Source organism: Streptomyces sp. NBC_00005 (assembly GCF_045160215.1).
Lineage (GTDB): Bacteria > Actinomycetota > Actinomycetes > Streptomycetales > Streptomycetaceae > Streptomyces.
Genome location: NZ_CP108316.1, coordinates 3,351,578 through 3,366,942, shown reverse-complemented (window position 1 = coordinate 3,366,942; position 15,365 = coordinate 3,351,578). Strand labels below are relative to the sequence as shown.

At 64.8% G+C, this 15,365-nt stretch carries 9 protein-coding genes and 2 rRNA genes; 9 read left to right on the top strand and 2 right to left on the bottom strand.

Annotated elements, in window-relative coordinates:
• Positions 1–198: 198 nt before the first annotated feature.
• The 4 genes from OG303_RS15400 to OG303_RS15385 are packed head-to-tail and all read left to right on the top strand — an operon-like array spanning position 199 to position 5,053.
• The gene (locus tag OG303_RS15400; protein WP_405868891.1) at positions 199–2,415 is read left to right on the top strand and encodes a polyribonucleotide nucleotidyltransferase; all 2,217 of its coding nucleotides are present in this window, start codon (positions 199–201) and stop codon (positions 2,413–2,415) included.
• Positions 2,412–3,791, top strand: a complete 1,380-nt coding sequence (locus OG303_RS15395) for a M16 family metallopeptidase (RefSeq protein ID WP_405868889.1) — start codon at positions 2,412–2,414, stop codon at positions 3,789–3,791. The genes OG303_RS15400 and OG303_RS15395 overlap by 4 nt, the downstream gene beginning before the upstream one ends.
• A 48-nt stretch (positions 3,792–3,839) precedes the next feature.
• Complete coding sequence (dapB, locus tag OG303_RS15390) at positions 3,840–4,592, top strand: 4-hydroxy-tetrahydrodipicolinate reductase (protein WP_405868887.1); 753 nt, start codon at positions 3,840–3,842, stop codon at positions 4,590–4,592.
• Positions 4,593–4,600: 8 nt separating this feature from the next.
• The gene (locus tag OG303_RS15385) at positions 4,601–5,053 is read left to right on the top strand and encodes a hypothetical protein (protein WP_405868885.1); all 453 of its coding nucleotides are present in this window, start codon (positions 4,601–4,603) and stop codon (positions 5,051–5,053) included.
• Between the two features lie 82 nt (positions 5,054–5,135).
• Here OG303_RS15385 and OG303_RS15380 read toward each other — a convergent pair whose 3' ends face one another.
• Both OG303_RS15380 and OG303_RS15375 read right to left on the bottom strand, forming a co-directional pair.
• On the bottom strand, positions 5,136–5,690 hold the full coding sequence (locus tag OG303_RS15380) for a hypothetical protein (RefSeq protein WP_405868883.1): 555 nt from the start codon (positions 5,688–5,690) through the stop codon (positions 5,136–5,138).
• Between the two features lie 91 nt (positions 5,691–5,781).
• Positions 5,782–6,018, bottom strand: a complete 237-nt coding sequence (locus tag OG303_RS15375) for a hypothetical protein (RefSeq protein WP_405868882.1) — start codon at positions 6,016–6,018, stop codon at positions 5,782–5,784.
• A gap of 175 nt (positions 6,019–6,193) precedes the next feature.
• On the opposite strand from OG303_RS15375, the gene thyX reads away from it, so the two are divergent.
• The 5 genes from thyX to OG303_RS15350 all read left to right on the top strand — a co-directional run bounded on the left by thyX (position 6,194) and on the right by OG303_RS15350 (position 15,331).
• Complete coding sequence (thyX, locus tag OG303_RS15370; protein ID WP_405868880.1) at positions 6,194–6,934, top strand: FAD-dependent thymidylate synthase; 741 nt, start codon at positions 6,194–6,196, stop codon at positions 6,932–6,934.
• A 211-nt stretch (positions 6,935–7,145) separates the two neighbouring features.
• A complete protein-coding gene (gene dapA, locus OG303_RS15365; RefSeq protein WP_405868878.1) occupies positions 7,146–8,045 on the top strand; it encodes a 4-hydroxy-tetrahydrodipicolinate synthase in 900 nt (299 codons plus the stop codon).
• Between the two features lie 127 nt (positions 8,046–8,172).
• The gene (locus OG303_RS15360; protein WP_405868876.1) at positions 8,173–9,858 is read left to right on the top strand and encodes a ribonuclease J; all 1,686 of its coding nucleotides are present in this window, start codon (positions 8,173–8,175) and stop codon (positions 9,856–9,858) included.
• A 507-nt stretch (positions 9,859–10,365) separates the two neighbouring features.
• A 16S ribosomal RNA gene (locus OG303_RS15355) occupies positions 10,366–11,893 on the top strand.
• 318 nt (positions 11,894–12,211) lie between these two features.
• A 23S ribosomal RNA gene (locus tag OG303_RS15350) occupies positions 12,212–15,331 on the top strand.
• Together the 16S and 23S rRNA genes form the textbook arrangement of a ribosomal RNA operon.
• The last annotated feature ends 34 nt before the right edge of the window (positions 15,332–15,365 follow it).

Sequence of the window (15,365 nt, the reverse complement as noted above, 5' to 3'; positions counted from 1 at the left end):
GTGGTAGCACAACGCAATACCACGAGGAGAAGTGCACCTCGCCGCCGCCGGTCCTCGGTAGTGGCCCCCGGGCAATGCGAACCCCGGGTGCTTCGATCGAAGACCGGCCCGCACCAGATGGAGCGCTTCTCCGCGCCACGTCCCCCCGCCACACGGGCGGATCGGGACAAAAGACGAAAAGTATCGGAGAAAACGCTAGTGGAGAACGAGACCCACTACGCCGAGGCCGTTATCGACAACGGTTCCTTCGGCACCCGCACCATCCGCTTCGAGACGGGCCGCCTGGCCAAGCAGGCCGCCGGCTCCGCCGTGGCGTACCTGGACGACGACACCATGGTGCTGTCGGCCACCACCGCCTCCAAGAACCCCAAGGACCAGCTCGACTTCTTCCCCCTCACGGTGGACGTCGAGGAGCGGATGTACGCCGCCGGCAAGATCCCCGGCAGCTTCTTCCGTCGTGAGGGCCGTCCCTCCGAGGACGCCATCCTCACCTGTCGCCTCATCGACCGTCCGCTGCGCCCGTCCTTCAAGAAGGGCCTGCGCAACGAGATCCAGGTCGTCGCGACGATCATGGCGCTCAACCCCGACCACCTGTACGACGTCGTGGCGATCAACGCCGCCTCCGCGTCCACGCAGCTGGCCGGTCTGCCCTTCTCCGGCCCGATCGGCGGCGTCCGCGTCGCGCTGATCAACGGCCAGTGGGTGGCCTTCCCGACGCACTCCGAGCTCGAGGACGCCGTCTTCGACATGGTCGTCGCGGGCCGCACCCTGGAGGACGGCGACGTCGCGATCATGATGGTCGAGGCCGAGGCCACCGACAAGACCATCCAGCTGGTCAAGGGCGGCGCCGAGGCGCCGACCGAGGAGGTCGTCGCCGCCGGTCTGGAAGCCGCGAAGCCCTTCATCAAGGTGCTCTGCAAGGCCCAGGCCGACCTCGCGTCGAAGGCCGCCAAGCCGACCGGCGAGTTCCCGATCTTCCTCGACCACCAGGACGACATCCTGGAGGCGCTCACCGCCGCCGTCCGCCCGGAGCTCGCCTCCGCGCTGACCATCGCCGGCAAGCAGGAGCGCGAGGCCGAGCTGGACCGCGTCAAGGCGCTCGCCGCCGAGAAGCTCCTGCCGGAGTTCGAGGGCCGCGAGAAGGAGATCTCCGCCGCGTACCGCTCGCTGACCAAGTCCCTGGTCCGTGAGCGCGTCATCAAGGAGAAGAAGCGCATCGACGGCCGCGGTGTCACCGACATCCGCACCCTGGCCGCCGAGGTCGAGGCCATCCCGCGCGTGCACGGCTCCGCGGTGTTCGAGCGTGGCGAGACCCAGATCCTGGGCGTCACCACCCTCAACATGCTCCGCATGGAGCAGCAGCTGGACACCCTCTCCCCGGTGACCCGCAAGCGCTACATGCACAACTACAACTTCCCGCCGTACTCCACCGGCGAGACCGGCCGCGTCGGCTCCCCCAAGCGCCGCGAGATCGGCCACGGCGCCCTCGCCGAGCGCGCCCTGGTCCCGGTCCTGCCGACGCGCGAGGAGTTCCCCTACGCGATCCGCCAGGTCTCCGAGGCGCTGAGCTCCAACGGCTCGACGTCCATGGGCTCGGTCTGCGCCTCCACCATGTCGCTGCTGAACGCCGGTGTGCCGCTGAAGGCCCCCGTCGCCGGTATCGCCATGGGCCTGATCTCCCAGGAGATCGAGGGCGAGACGCACTACGTCACCCTCACCGACATCCTCGGTGCGGAGGACGCCTTCGGCGACATGGACTTCAAGGTCGCCGGCACCAAGGAGTTCGTGACCGCCCTCCAGCTCGACACCAAGCTGGACGGCATCCCGGCCTCCGTCCTGGCCGCCGCTCTCAAGCAGGCCCGTGACGCCCGCCTCCACATCCTCGACGTGATGATGGAAGCGATCGACACGCCGGACGAGATGTCCCCCAACGCCCCGCGGATCATCACCGTCAAGATCCCCGTGGACAAGATCGGCGAGGTCATCGGCCCGAAGGGCAAGATGATCAACCAGATCCAGGAGGACACCGGCGCCGACATCACGATCGAGGACGACGGCACCATCTACATCGGTGCCGCCCAGGGCTCGCAGGCCGAGGCCGCCCGCGCCACGATCAACGGCATCGCCAACCCGACCATGCCGGAGGTCGGCGAGCGCTACCTGGGCACCGTCGTGAAGACGACGACCTTCGGTGCGTTCGTGTCGCTGCTCCCGGGCAAGGACGGTCTGCTGCACATCTCGCAGATCCGCAAGCTCGCCGGCGGCAAGCGCGTGGAGAACGTCGAGGACGTCGTCGGTGTGGGCCAGAAGGTCCAGGTCGAGATCGCCGAGATCGACTCCCGCGGCAAGCTCTCCCTGATCCCGGTCATCGAGGGCGAAGAGAACGACGACAAGAAGGACGACGGCGACAAGTGACGCCCCGTGGCTTCAAGGCGACGGCCCGCACCTCCTCGGAGGCGCGGGCCGTCGCCCGTACCCAAACCCTCATCAAGGGCGAGAACGGCATCGGCACGGTCCGCAAGACCACCCTCCCGGGCGGCCTGCGCATCGTCACCGAGACCCTGCCCTCGGTGCGCTCCGCGACCTTCGGCATCTGGGCGCACGTCGGCTCCCGCGACGAGACGCCGTCTCTGAACGGCGCCACGCACTACCTGGAGCACCTGCTCTTCAAGGGCACCTCACGCCGTAGCGCGCTGGACATCTCCTCCGCCCTCGACGCGGTCGGCGGCGAGATGAACGCGTTCACGGCGAAGGAGTACACGTGCTACTACGCGCGCGTGCTCGACGCCGACCTGCCGCTCGCCATCGACGTCGTCTGCGACATGCTGACGGGGTCCCTCATCCTCGAAGACGACGTCAACGTCGAGCGCGGCGCGATCCTCGAAGAGATCGCCATGACCGAGGACGACCCGGGCGACTGCGTGCACGACCTGTTCGCGCACACGATGTTCGGCGACAACGCCCTCGGCCGCCCGGTCCTCGGCACGGTCGACACGGTCAACGCCCTGACCGCCGACCGCATCCGCCGCTTCTACAAGAAGCACTACGACCCGACCCACCTGGTCGTGGCGGCCGCCGGCAACATCGACCACAACAAGGTCGTACGACAGGTCCGTGCCGCCTTCGAGAAGGCGGGCGCCTTCAAGAACGCCGAGGCGGCCCCCATCGCCCCGCGCGACGGCAGCCGCACGATCCGCGCCTCGGGCCGCGTCGAACTGCTCGGCCGCAAGACCGAACAGGCCCACGTCGTCCTCGGCATGCCGGGCCTCGCCCGCACGGACGACCGCCGCTGGGCCCTCGGAGTGCTGAACACGGCGCTCGGCGGCGGCATGTCGTCCCGCCTGTTCCAGGAGGTCCGAGAGAAGCGCGGCCTGGCCTACAGCGTGTACTCGTACACCTCCGGCTTCGCCGACTGCGGCCTCTTCGGTGTGTACGCCGGATGCCGGCCCTCGCAGGTCCACGACGTGCTGAAGATCTGCCGCGACGAGCTCGACCACGTCGCCGAGCACGGCCTGTCCGACGACGAGATCGGCCGTGCCATCGGCCAGCTCCGGGGCTCCACGGTCCTGGGCCTCGAGGACACCGGCGCGCTGATGAACCGTATCGGCAAGAGCGAGCTGTGCTGGGGCGAGCAGATGTCGGTCGACGACCTGCTGGTCCGGATCGCGTCGGTCACCCCGGACGACGTGCGTGCGGTCGCCCGCGAGATCCTGGGACAGCGGCCCTCGCTGTCGGTCATCGGCCCGCTCAAGGACAAGCAGGCGTCCCGTCTGCACGAGGCCGTCGCCTAATCGACTCGGAACTCCCAGACCCCGGAACTCCGGTAAGGAAGCAAGAAGATGAGCAAGCTGCGCGTGGCGGTCCTCGGTGCCAAGGGCCGGATCGGTTCCGAGGCGGTACGGGCCGTCGAGGCGGCCGAGGACATGGAGCTGGTGGCCGCCCTCGGTCGGGGCGACAAGCTGGAGACGCTCGCCGAGACCGGCGCCCAGGTCGTGGTCGAACTGACCACGCCCGCCTCGGTGATGGAGAACCTCGAGTACTGCGTGCGTCACGGCATCCACGCGGTCGTCGGCACCACCGGCTGGACCGACGACCGCCTCGCGCAGCTGAAGGGCCTGCTCGCCGAGTCCCCGGAGACCGGCGTCCTCATCGCCCCGAACTTCTCCATCGGCGCCGTCCTGACCATGAAGTTCGCGCAGATCGCCGCGCCCTACTTCGAGTCCGTCGAGGTCGTCGAGCTGCATCACCCCAACAAGGTGGACGCCCCGAGCGGTACGGCGACGCGCACGGCCCAGCTCATCGCCGAGGCCCGTGCCAAGGCGGGCTCGGCCCCTGCGCCGGACGCCACGGTGACGGCCCTGGACGGTGCGCGCGGCGCCAGTGTCGACGGGATCCCGGTGCACGCGATCCGTCTGCGCGGCCTGCTCGCCCACCAGGAGGTCCTGCTCGGCGGCGAGGGCGAGACCCTGACCGTCCGGCACGACTCGCTCCACCACAGCAGCTTCATGCCGGGCATCCTGCTCGGCGCCCGCCGTGTGGTGACGACCCCCGGCCTGACCTTCGGCCTGGAACACTTCCTGGACCTGGGCTGACACCCGCCATGCGAGCCAAGCTCACCTATGCCATAACGGCCGCCGTCCTGGTCTTCTACTTCGTCCTGGTCGGCAGCCGCGGCGTCATGCTCATCCAGTCCGGCACGCTCCTGACCGTCACCTTCGGCGTGGCGGTGCTGATCCTGCCGGTCATCGGCCTGTGGTTCCTGTGGAAGAACACCCAGTTCGTCCGCAGGGCCAACGCCCTCGCCGCCGAACTCGACGCCGAAGGCGGCCTGCCCGTCGACGAGTTGAAGCGCACACCCGGCGGCCGTATCGACCGCGACTCGGCCGACGAGGTGTTCGCCAAGCGCAAGGCCGAGACGGAGGCGGCTCCCGACGACTGGCGCAGCTGGTTCCGCCTCGCCGTCGCCTACCACGACGCCCGCGACACCCCACGTGCCCGCAAGGCCATGCAACGCGCCATCGCCCTGCACGACGGCCGAACGGTCGAGGCCTGAAGCCGGCGCCCGCACCACAGCCGTACGCCGAAGGGGCCGGCCCGCACTCACCGCGGACCGGCCCCTTCGTACGTATGTCGGGTCAGCCGCGCCTGTTCTCCGCAGCCCATGCCTCGATCGTGTCGGCCGCCCGGTCGAACGACCCTTCCCGCGCGAGGAAGTCGGCGTTGTGCGTGGTCAGCAGCACCGGCGCGTCCTGCCCGGCACGGTCCTTGCGCACAAGGACCAGTGCCTGCCCCTGCACGGTGCGCGGCAGCCCGAGCCAGCGCACCGGCTGCTGCACCGTCTGCACGGCGAGGATCCCCTCCCAGGGGGTCGTACGCGTGCTGAAGAAGCCCACCTGGCGCAGCCCGCGCGCACTCACCCACGCGCCCACGCGCAACAGCCGCAGGGCGCACGCGATGGCGGCCAGGGCGATGCCGAAGACCACGCCGGCCTCGGACGCCGAAGCGGTGAACGCGATGATGACCGCCGCGAACAGCACGAACGAGGCGAGCAGCAGCCAGAGCGCCGCCATGCCCACGCGCCACGGCCCCGGACGGTAGGGACGCCGCCAGCGGTCGCGGTCGTCGAACGGCAACGCGACATCGTCGGCTGCCTCGAAAGCGCGGTCGGCCGTCAGGAAGGGCAGGGGCACGGCTGGTCCTCACTCAATCCATGCGTGGGCTGTGCCCGGTGAGGCTATCCGCCTGCGTTCCTGCTCACCACCCTTGGGGGGCCGGATGGAGTCAGTGCCCCTGGGAGGCCTGTGACTGCTGAGCCGGTGTGGCGGTGTCCGTGGACAGCGCCGGCATGCCGAGGACCAGCGAGCCCACGAGCCCGGCGACGAGGGTGAGTCCGAGCAGCCAGCGCCCGGCTATCTGACCGATGGACGCCCGCTCACGGGCGGGCGGAGTGACATTGCTGCGGAACCTGTCGGCTTCGGCGAGGAAGGCGAACGGGACGGGCTCACGCCGGCGGAACATCGGGGGTGCATCTCCCTACGGGGTCGAACGAATCACTGTCATCAACACAGACGAGCGAATGCCCCAAAAGGTGCCCGGTTTCACCGACTTCCTTCGGTCACGACAGTGAACGTCCCGTTTGGCGGGCCGTAGAGTGGCGTCGCCAAGAGACGAGATGGGAAGGACCCGCCGAACCGTGACTTCCACCCCCGACGACGATTTCAAGATCGACCTGCGCAGCGATGTCACCGTGGAACTGGTCAAACACAGCGCGGCCGATTCCGACGTGCTGTTCGCCGCCAGAGTGTCGACCGTCGGAGAGCAGTCCCTGGACGAGTTGAACAAGGACCCGGAGCGTTCGAAGGGCCTGATCAACTACCTCATGCGGGACCGGCACGGCAGCCCGTTCGAGCACAACTCGATGACCTTCTTCATCAGCGCTCCGATCTTCGTCTTCCGCGAGTTCATGAGGCACCGCGTCGGCTGGTCGTACAACGAGGAGTCCGGCCGCTACCGGGAGCTGCAGCCGGCCTTCTACGTCCCCGGCACCGACCGCAAGCTCGTCCAGCAGGGCCGCCCTGGCAAGTACGTGTTCGTCGAGGGCACCCCGGAGCAGCACGAGCTCGTGGGTCACGCCATGGAGGAGTCGTACCGCCAGGCGTACCGCACCTATCAGCAGATGCTCGCCCAGGGCGTCGCCCGCGAGGTCGCCCGCGCGGTGCTCCCGGTCGGCCTTTTCTCGTCCATGTACGCCACCTGCAACGCCCGCTCGCTGATGCACTTCCTCGGCCTGCGCACACAGCACGAACTGGCGACGGTCCCGTCCTTCCCGCAGCGGGAGATCGAGATGGTCGGCGAGAAGATGGAGGCCGAGTGGGCCAGGCTCATGCCGCTCACGTACGCCGCCTTCAACGCGAACGGCCGTGTGGCGCCGTAGCGCATCCCTGTTCCCCAACAGAGCACAGATGTACGGGTCAGCCTGGCGAAGTGTCCGTATTGCGACATTTGGAGAAGTTCATCTAGCCTGATCAAACGGACCCGGTACTGCTTGAACCCCCGAGCAGGCAGTACCGGGCTCCGCATTTGTCCGGACTTATCCCGCACCCCAAGGGCAGACCACGCATTGAGCAGCGAGTAGCGTGTTACCCATGGCTCCGACCTCCACTCCGCAGACCCCCTTCGGGAGGGTCCTCACCGCCATGGTCACGCCCTTCACGGCGGACGGCGCACTCGACCTCGACGGCGCACAGCGGCTCGCCACCCACCTGGTGGACGCAGGCAACGACGGCCTGATCATCAACGGCACCACCGGTGAGTCCCCCACCACCAGCAACGCGGAGAAATCGGATCTCGTACGAGCCGTACTGGAGGCGGTCGGCGACCGCGCCCACGTCGTGGCCGGCGTCGGCACGAACGACACCCACCACAGCATCGAACTGGCCCAGGCCGCCGAAAAGGTGGGCGCCCACGGCCTCCTGGTCGTGACGCCGTACTACAACAAGCCCCCGCAGGAGGGCCTGTACCGGCACTTCACGGCCATCGCCGACGCGGCCGAACTGCCCGTCATGCTCTACGACATCCCCGGCCGCAGCGGCGTCCCGATCAGCACCGAGACACTCGTCCGGCTCGCCGAGCACCCGCGCATCGTCGCGAACAAGGACGCCAAGGGCGACCTCGGCCGCGCCAGCTGGGCCATCGCCCGCTCCGGCCTCGCCTGGTACTCCGGCGACGACATGCTGAACCTGCCGCTGCTCTCCGTGGGCGCGGTCGGCTTCGTGTCGGTCGTCGGTCACGTGGTCACTCCGGACCTGCGCGCCCTCGTCGAGGCGTTCGTCTCCGGCGACGTCCAGAAGGCCACCGAGATCCACCAGAAGCTGCTCCCGGTCTACACGGGCATGTTCCGCACCCAGGGCGTCATGACGACGAAGGCCGCCCTCGCCCTCCAGGGCCTGCCCGCGGGTCCCCTGCGCGCACCCATGGTCGAGTGCTCGCCCGAGGAGATCGCCCAGCTCAAGATCGATCTTGCCGCCGGCGGGGTACAGCTCTGACACCAGACTTCACAACTGAATACGCGGGCCACCGGTGCCCGCACCCCACAACGACAACTGCTCATGCACGAACGTCACGCGCGCCACGTGCCCACCGGTACGTGGCGCGTGTGGTGAGGAGAGTCTTTTGAGTCATCCGCATCCTGAACTCGGTTCGCCCCCGCCGCTCCCCGAAGGTGGCCTGCGGGTCACCCCGCTCGGCGGCCTCGGGGAAATCGGCCGAAACATGACGGTCTTCGAGTACGGCGGCCGTCTTCTGATCGTCGACTGCGGCGTGCTCTTCCCGGAGGAGGAGCAGCCCGGAATCGACCTGATCCTGCCGGACTTCTCGTCCGTCAGGGACCGCCTCGACGACATCGAGGGCATCGTGCTCACGCACGGCCACGAGGACCACATCGGTGGCGTCCCCTACCTCCTGCGCGAGAAGCCGGACATCCCGCTGATCGGCTCCAAGCTGACCCTCGCCCTCATCGAGGCGAAGCTCCAGGAGCACCGCATCCGCCCGTACACCCTCGAGGTGGCGGAGGGGAACCGCGAACGCGTCGGCCCCTTCGACTGCGAGTTCGTCGCGGTCAACCACTCCATCCCGGACGCCCTGGCGGTCGCCATCCGCACCCCTGCGGGAATGGTGGTCCACACGGGCGACTTCAAGATGGACCAGCTCCCGCTGGACGGTCGCCTCACGGACCTCCACGCGTTCGCACGGCTCAGCGAGGAAGGCATCGACCTGCTCCTCGCCGACTCGACGAACGCTGAGGTGCCGGGCTTCGTCCCGCCCGAGCGCGACATCTCGAACGTCCTGCGCCAGGTCTTCGGCAGCGCCAGCAAGCGGATCATCGTGGCGAGCTTCGCCAGCCACGTCCACCGCATCCAGCAGATCCTGGACGCGGCCCACGAGTACGGCCGCCGGGTCGCCTTCGTCGGCCGCTCAATGGTCCGCAACATGGGCATCGCGCGGGACCTCGGCTACCTGAAGGTCCCGCCGGGCCTGGTCGTCGACGTGAAGACACTGGACGACCTGCCCGACAGCGAGGTCGTGCTGGTCTGCACGGGTTCGCAGGGCGAGCCCATGGCGGCCCTGTCCCGCATGGCCAACCGGGACCACCAGATCCGCATCGTCGACGGCGACACGGTGATCCTGGCCTCGTCGCTGATCCCCGGCAACGAGAACGCGGTCTACCGCGTGATCAACGGCCTGACCCGCTGGGGAGCGAACGTCGTCCACAAGGGCAACGCCAAGGTGCACGTCTCGGGCCACGCGTCGGCCGGCGAGCTCCTGTACTTCTACAACATCTGCCGCCCGAAGAACCTGATGCCGGTTCACGGCGAATGGCGCCATCTGCGGGCCAACGCCGAACTGGGCGCCATGACCGGCGTCCCGCACGACCGCATCGTCATCGCCGAGGACGGCGTGGTCGTCGACCTCGTCGAGGGCAAGGCCAAGATCTCGGGCAAGGTCCAGGCGGGTTACGTCTACGTCGACGGGCTCTCGGTCGGCGACGTCGGCGAGCCCGCACTGAAGGACCGCAAGATCCTCGGCGATGAGGGCATCATCTCCGTCTTCCTGGTGGTGGACTCGTCCACCGGCAAGATCACGGGTGGGCCGCACATCCAGGCCCGCGGCTCGGGCATCGAGGACTCTGCCTTCGGCGACGTGATCCCGAAGATCACGGAGGTACTCGAACGCTCGGCCCAGGACGGGGTGGTGGAGCCGCACCAGCTGCAGCAACTCATCCGCCGCACGCTCGGCAAGTGGGTCTCCGACAGGTATCGGCGCAGGCCGATGATCCTCCCTGTCGTGGTCGAGGTCTGACCGGCGTACGACTCCTCGTACGCGTCAACGTGGAGCGGGGCGCCTCGATTTGCATCGAGGCGCCCCGCTCCAGTACGTTTACGGCTCCGCCTGAACGGGAACGCGGGCACTTCGTGTGCCGGAACCAGTCCCCGATCGGGCCGGGAAATCCGACTCAGAATCTCTGATAAAGTCGGAGCCGCCGGAAAGAGAAACGCGAAAGCGGGAACCTGGAAAGCGCCGAGGAAATCGGATCGGGAAACGGTCTGATAGAGTCGGAAACGCAAGATCGAAGGGAAGCGCCCGGAGGAAAGCCCGAGAGGGTGAGTACAAAGGAAGCGTCCGTTCCTTGAGAACTCAACAGCGTGCCAAAAATCAACGCCAGATATGTTGATACCCCGTCTCCTGCCGGATATCCGGTGGGGGCGAGGTTCCTTTGAAACAAAACACAGCGAGGACGCTGTGAACGACCGCCTTATTCCGGTGGTTGTTCCGCTCTCGTGGTGTCGACCCGATTACGGGTAAACATTCACGGAGAGTTTGATCCTGGCTCAGGACGAACGCTGGCGGCGTGCTTAACACATGCAAGTCGAACGATGAACCACTTCGGTGGGGATTAGTGGCGAACGGGTGAGTAACACGTGGGCAATCTGCCCTTCACTCTGGGACAAGCCCTGGAAACGGGGTCTAATACCGGATAGCACTCCTGCTCGCATGGGTAGGGGTTGAAAGCTCCGGCGGTGAAGGATGAGCCCGCGGCCTATCAGCTTGTTGGTGAGGTAATGGCTCACCAAGGCGACGACGGGTAGCCGGCCTGAGAGGGCGACCGGCCACACTGGGACTGAGACACGGCCCAGACTCCTACGGGAGGCAGCAGTGGGGAATATTGCACAATGGGCGCAAGCCTGATGCAGCGACGCCGCGTGAGGGATGACGGCCTTCGGGTTGTAAACCTCTTTCAGCAGGGAAGAAGCGCAAGTGACGGTACCTGCAGAAGAAGCGCCGGCTAACTACGTGCCAGCAGCCGCGGTAATACGTAGGGCGCAAGCGTTGTCCGGAATTATTGGGCGTAAAGAGCTCGTAGGCGGCTTGTCACGTCGGGTGTGAAAGCCCGGGGCTTAACCCCGGGTCTGCATTCGATACGGGCTAGCTAGAGTGTGGTAGGGGAGATCGGAATTCCTGGTGTAGCGGTGAAATGCGCAGATATCAGGAGGAACACCGGTGGCGAAGGCGGATCTCTGGGCCATTACTGACGCTGAGGAGCGAAAGCGTGGGGAGCGAACAGGATTAGATACCCTGGTAGTCCACGCCGTAAACGGTGGGAACTAGGTGTTGGCGACATTCCACGTCGTCGGTGCCGCAGCTAACGCATTAAGTTCCCCGCCTGGGGAGTACGGCCGCAAGGCTAAAACTCAAAGGAATTGACGGGGGCCCGCACAAGCAGCGGAGCATGTGGCTTAATTCGACGCAACGCGAAGAACCTTACCAAGGCTTGACATACACCGGAAAGCATTAGAGATAGTGCCCCCCTTGTGGTCGGTGTACAGGTGGTGCATGGCTGTCGTCAGCTCGTGTCGTGAGATGTTGGGTTAAGTCCCGCAACGAGCGCAACCCTTGTTCTGTGTTGCCAGCATGCCCTTCGGGGTGATGGGGACTCACAGGAGACCGCCGGGGTCAACTCGGAGGAAGGTGGGGACGACGTCAAGTCATCATGCCCCTTATGTCTTGGGCTGCACACGTGCTACAATGGCCGGTACAATGAGCTGCGATACCGTGAGGTGGAGCGAATCTCAAAAAGCCGGTCTCAGTTCGGATTGGGGTCTGCAACTCGACCCCATGAAGTCGGAGTTGCTAGTAATCGCAGATCAGCATTGCTGCGGTGAATACGTTCCCGGGCCTTGTACACACCGCCCGTCACGTCACGAAAGTCGGTAACACCCGAAGCCGGTGGCCCAACCCCCTTGTGGGGAGGGAGCTGTCGAAGGTGGGACTGGCGATTGGGACGAAGTCGTAACAAGGTAGCCGTACCGGAAGGTGCGGCTGGATCACCTCCTTTCTAAGGAGCACTTCTTACCGATCCCCACGGGGTGAGGTCAGAGGCCAGTACATCGGCGTACGTCCGATGCTGGTTGCTCATGGGTGGAACGTTGATTATTCGGCCTGGGTCTCGGGTCGGAGGCTTGCAAGTACTGCTCTTCGGAGCGTGGAACGCATGATCTCCGGGCGGACACGGGCCGGGCACGCTGTTGGGTGTCTGAGGGTACGAGCGTTGCTCGTCCTTCGGGATGCCGGCCCCAGTGAACTCGCCCTTCAGGGTGGGGTGATGGGTGGCTGGTCGTTGTTTGAGAACTGCACAGTGGACGCGAGCATCTGTGGCCAAGTTTTTAAGGGCGCACGGTGGATGCCTTGGCACCAGGAACCGATGAAGGACGTGGGAGGCCACGATAGGCCCCGGGGAGTCGTCAACCAGGCTTTGATCCGGGGGTGTCCGAATGGGGAAACCCGGCAGTCGTCATGGGCTGTCACCCTTGCCTGAACACATAGGGCAAGTGGAGGGAACGCGGGGAAGTGAAACATCTCAGTACCCGCAGGAAGAGAAAACAACCGTGATTCCGGGAGTAGTGGCGAGCGAAACCGGATGAGGCCAAACCGTATACGTGTGAGACCCGGCAGGGGTTGCGTGTGCGGGGTTGTGGGATCTCTCTTTACGGTCTGCCGGCCGTGAGACGAGTCAGAAACCGTTGATGTAGGCGAAGGACATGCGAAAGGTCCGGCGTAGAGGGTAAGACCCCCGTAGTCGAAACGTCAACGGCTCGTTTGAGAGACACCCAAGTAGCACGGGGCCCGAGAAATCCCGTGTGAATCTGGCGGGACCACCCGCTAAGCCTAAATATTCCCTGGTGACCGATAGCGGATAGTACCGTGAGGGAATGGTGAAAAGTACCGCGGGAGCGGAGTGAAATAGTACCTGAAACCGTGTGCCTACAAGCCGTGGGAGCGTCGGGCAAGCATTTGTGCTTGCCTCGTGACTGCGTGCCTTTTGAAGAATGAGCCTGCGAGTTTGCGGTGTGTTGCGAGGTTAACCCGGGTGGGGTAGCCGTAGCGAAAGCGAGTCCGAATAGGGCGTTTTAGTAGCACGCTCAAGACCCGAAGCGGAGTGATCTAGCCATGGGCAGGTTGAAGCGGAGGTAAGACTTCGTGGAGGACCGAACCCACCAGGGTTGAAAACCTGGGGGATGACCTGTGGTTAGGGGTGAAAGGCCAATCAAACTCCGTGATAGCTGGTTCTCCCCGAAATGCATTTAGGTGCAGCGTCGTGTGTTTCTTGCCGGAGGTAGAGCACTGGATAGGCGATGGGCCCTACCGGGTTACTGACCTTAGCCAAACTCCGAATGCCGGTAAGTGAGAGCGCGGCAGTGAGACTGTGGGGGATAAGCTCCATGGTCGAGAGGGAAACAGCCCAGAGCATCGACTAAGGCCCCTAAGCGTACGCTAAGTGGGAAAGGATGTGGAGTCGCAGAGACAACCAGGAGGTTGGCTTAGAAGCAGCCACCCTTGAAAGAGTGCGTAATAGCTCACTGGTCTAGTGATTCCGCGCCGACAATGTAGCGGGGCTCAAGCGTACCGCCGAAGTCGTGTCATTCATACAATAGGGCCAACGCCTGTATGGATGGGTAGGGGAGCGTCGTGTGCCGGGTGAAGCCGCGCCGGAAGGCAGTGGTGGACGGTTCACGAGTGAGAATGCAGGCATGAGTAGCGATTCACACGTGAGAAACGTGTGCGCCGATTGACTAAGGGTTCCTGGGTCAAGCTGATCTGCCCAGGGTAAGTCGGGACCTAAGGCGAGGCCGACAGGCGTAGTCGATGGATAACCGGTTGATATTCCGGTACCCGCTGTGAAGCGTCAAACACCGAACCTATTGATGCTAAGGCCGTGAAGCCGTTCCGGACCCTTCGGGGAAAGGAAAGTGGTGGAGCCGCCGGACCAAGGTGGTAGTAGGTGAGTGATGGGGTGACGCAGGAAGGTAGTCCAGCCCGGGCGGTGGTTGTCCCGGGGTAAGGGTGTAGGACGTCAGGTAGGCAAATCCGCCTGACACATAGTCTGAGACCTGATGCCGAGCCGATTGTGGTGAAGTGGATGATCCTATGCTGTCGAGAAAAGCCTCTAGCGAGTTTTATGGCGGCCCGTACCCTAAACCGACTCAGGTGGTCAGGTAGAGAATACCGAGGCGTTCGGGTGAACTATGGTTAAGGAACTCGGCAAAATGCCCCCGTAACTTCGGGAGAAGGGGGGCCATCACCGGTGATCCGATTTACTCGGTGAGCTGGGGGTGGCCGCAGAGACCAGCGAGAAGCGACTGTTTACTAAAAACACAGGTCCGTGCGAAGCCGTAAGGCGATGTATACGGACTGACGCCTGCCCGGTGCTGGAACGTTAAGGGGACCGGTTAGTGCGCTTTCGGGCGTGCGAAGCTGAGAACTTAAGCGCCAGTAAACGGCGGTGGTAACTATAACCATCCTAAGGTAGCGAAATTCCTTGTCGGGTAAGTTCCGACCTGCACGAATGGCGTAACGACTTCTCGACTGTCTCAACCATAGGCCCGGTGAAATTGCACTACGAGTAAAGATGCTCGTTTCGCGCAGCAGGACGGAAAGACCCCGGGACCTTTACTACAGTTTGATATTGGTGTTCGGTTCGGCTTGTGTAGGATAGCTGGGAGACTTTGAACTCCGGACGCCAGTTCGGGGGGAGTCGTCGTTGAAATACCAGTCTGGTCGTGCTGGATGTCTAACCTGGGTCCGTGATCCGGATCAGGGACAGTGTCTGATGGGTAGTTTAACTGGGGCGGTTGCCTCCTAAAGAGTAACGGAGGCGCCCAAAGGTTCCCTCAGCCTGGTTGGCAATCAGGTGTTGAGTGTAAGTGCACAAGGGAGCTTGACTGTGAGACCGACGGGTCGAGCAGGGACGAAAGTCGGGACTAGTGATCCGGCGGTGGCTTGTGGAAGCGCCGTCGCTCAACGGATAAAAGGTACCCCGGGGATAACAGGCTGATCTTCCCCAAGAGTCCATATCGACGGGATGGTTTGGCACCTCGATGTCGGCTCGTCGCATCCTGGGGCTGGAGTCGGTCCCAAGGGTTGGGCTGTTCGCCCATTAAAGCGGTACGCGAGCTGGGTTTAGAACGTCGTGAGACAGTTCGGTCCCTATCCGCTGCGCGCGCAGGAATATTGAGAAGGGCTGTCCCTAGTACGAGAGGACCGGGACGGACGAACCTCTGGTGTGCCAGTTGTTCTGCCAAGGGCATGGCTGGTTGGCTACGTTCGGGAGGGATAACCGCTGAAAGCATCTAAGCGGGAAGCCTGCTTCGAGATGAGTATTCCCACCCACTTGATGGGGTAAGGCTCCCAGTAGACGACTGGGTTGATAGGCCAGATCTGGAAGGCGGGTAACCGCTGGAGGTGACTGGTACTAATAGGCCGAGGGCTTGTCCTCAGTTGCTCGCGTCCACTGTGTTGGTTCTGAAACC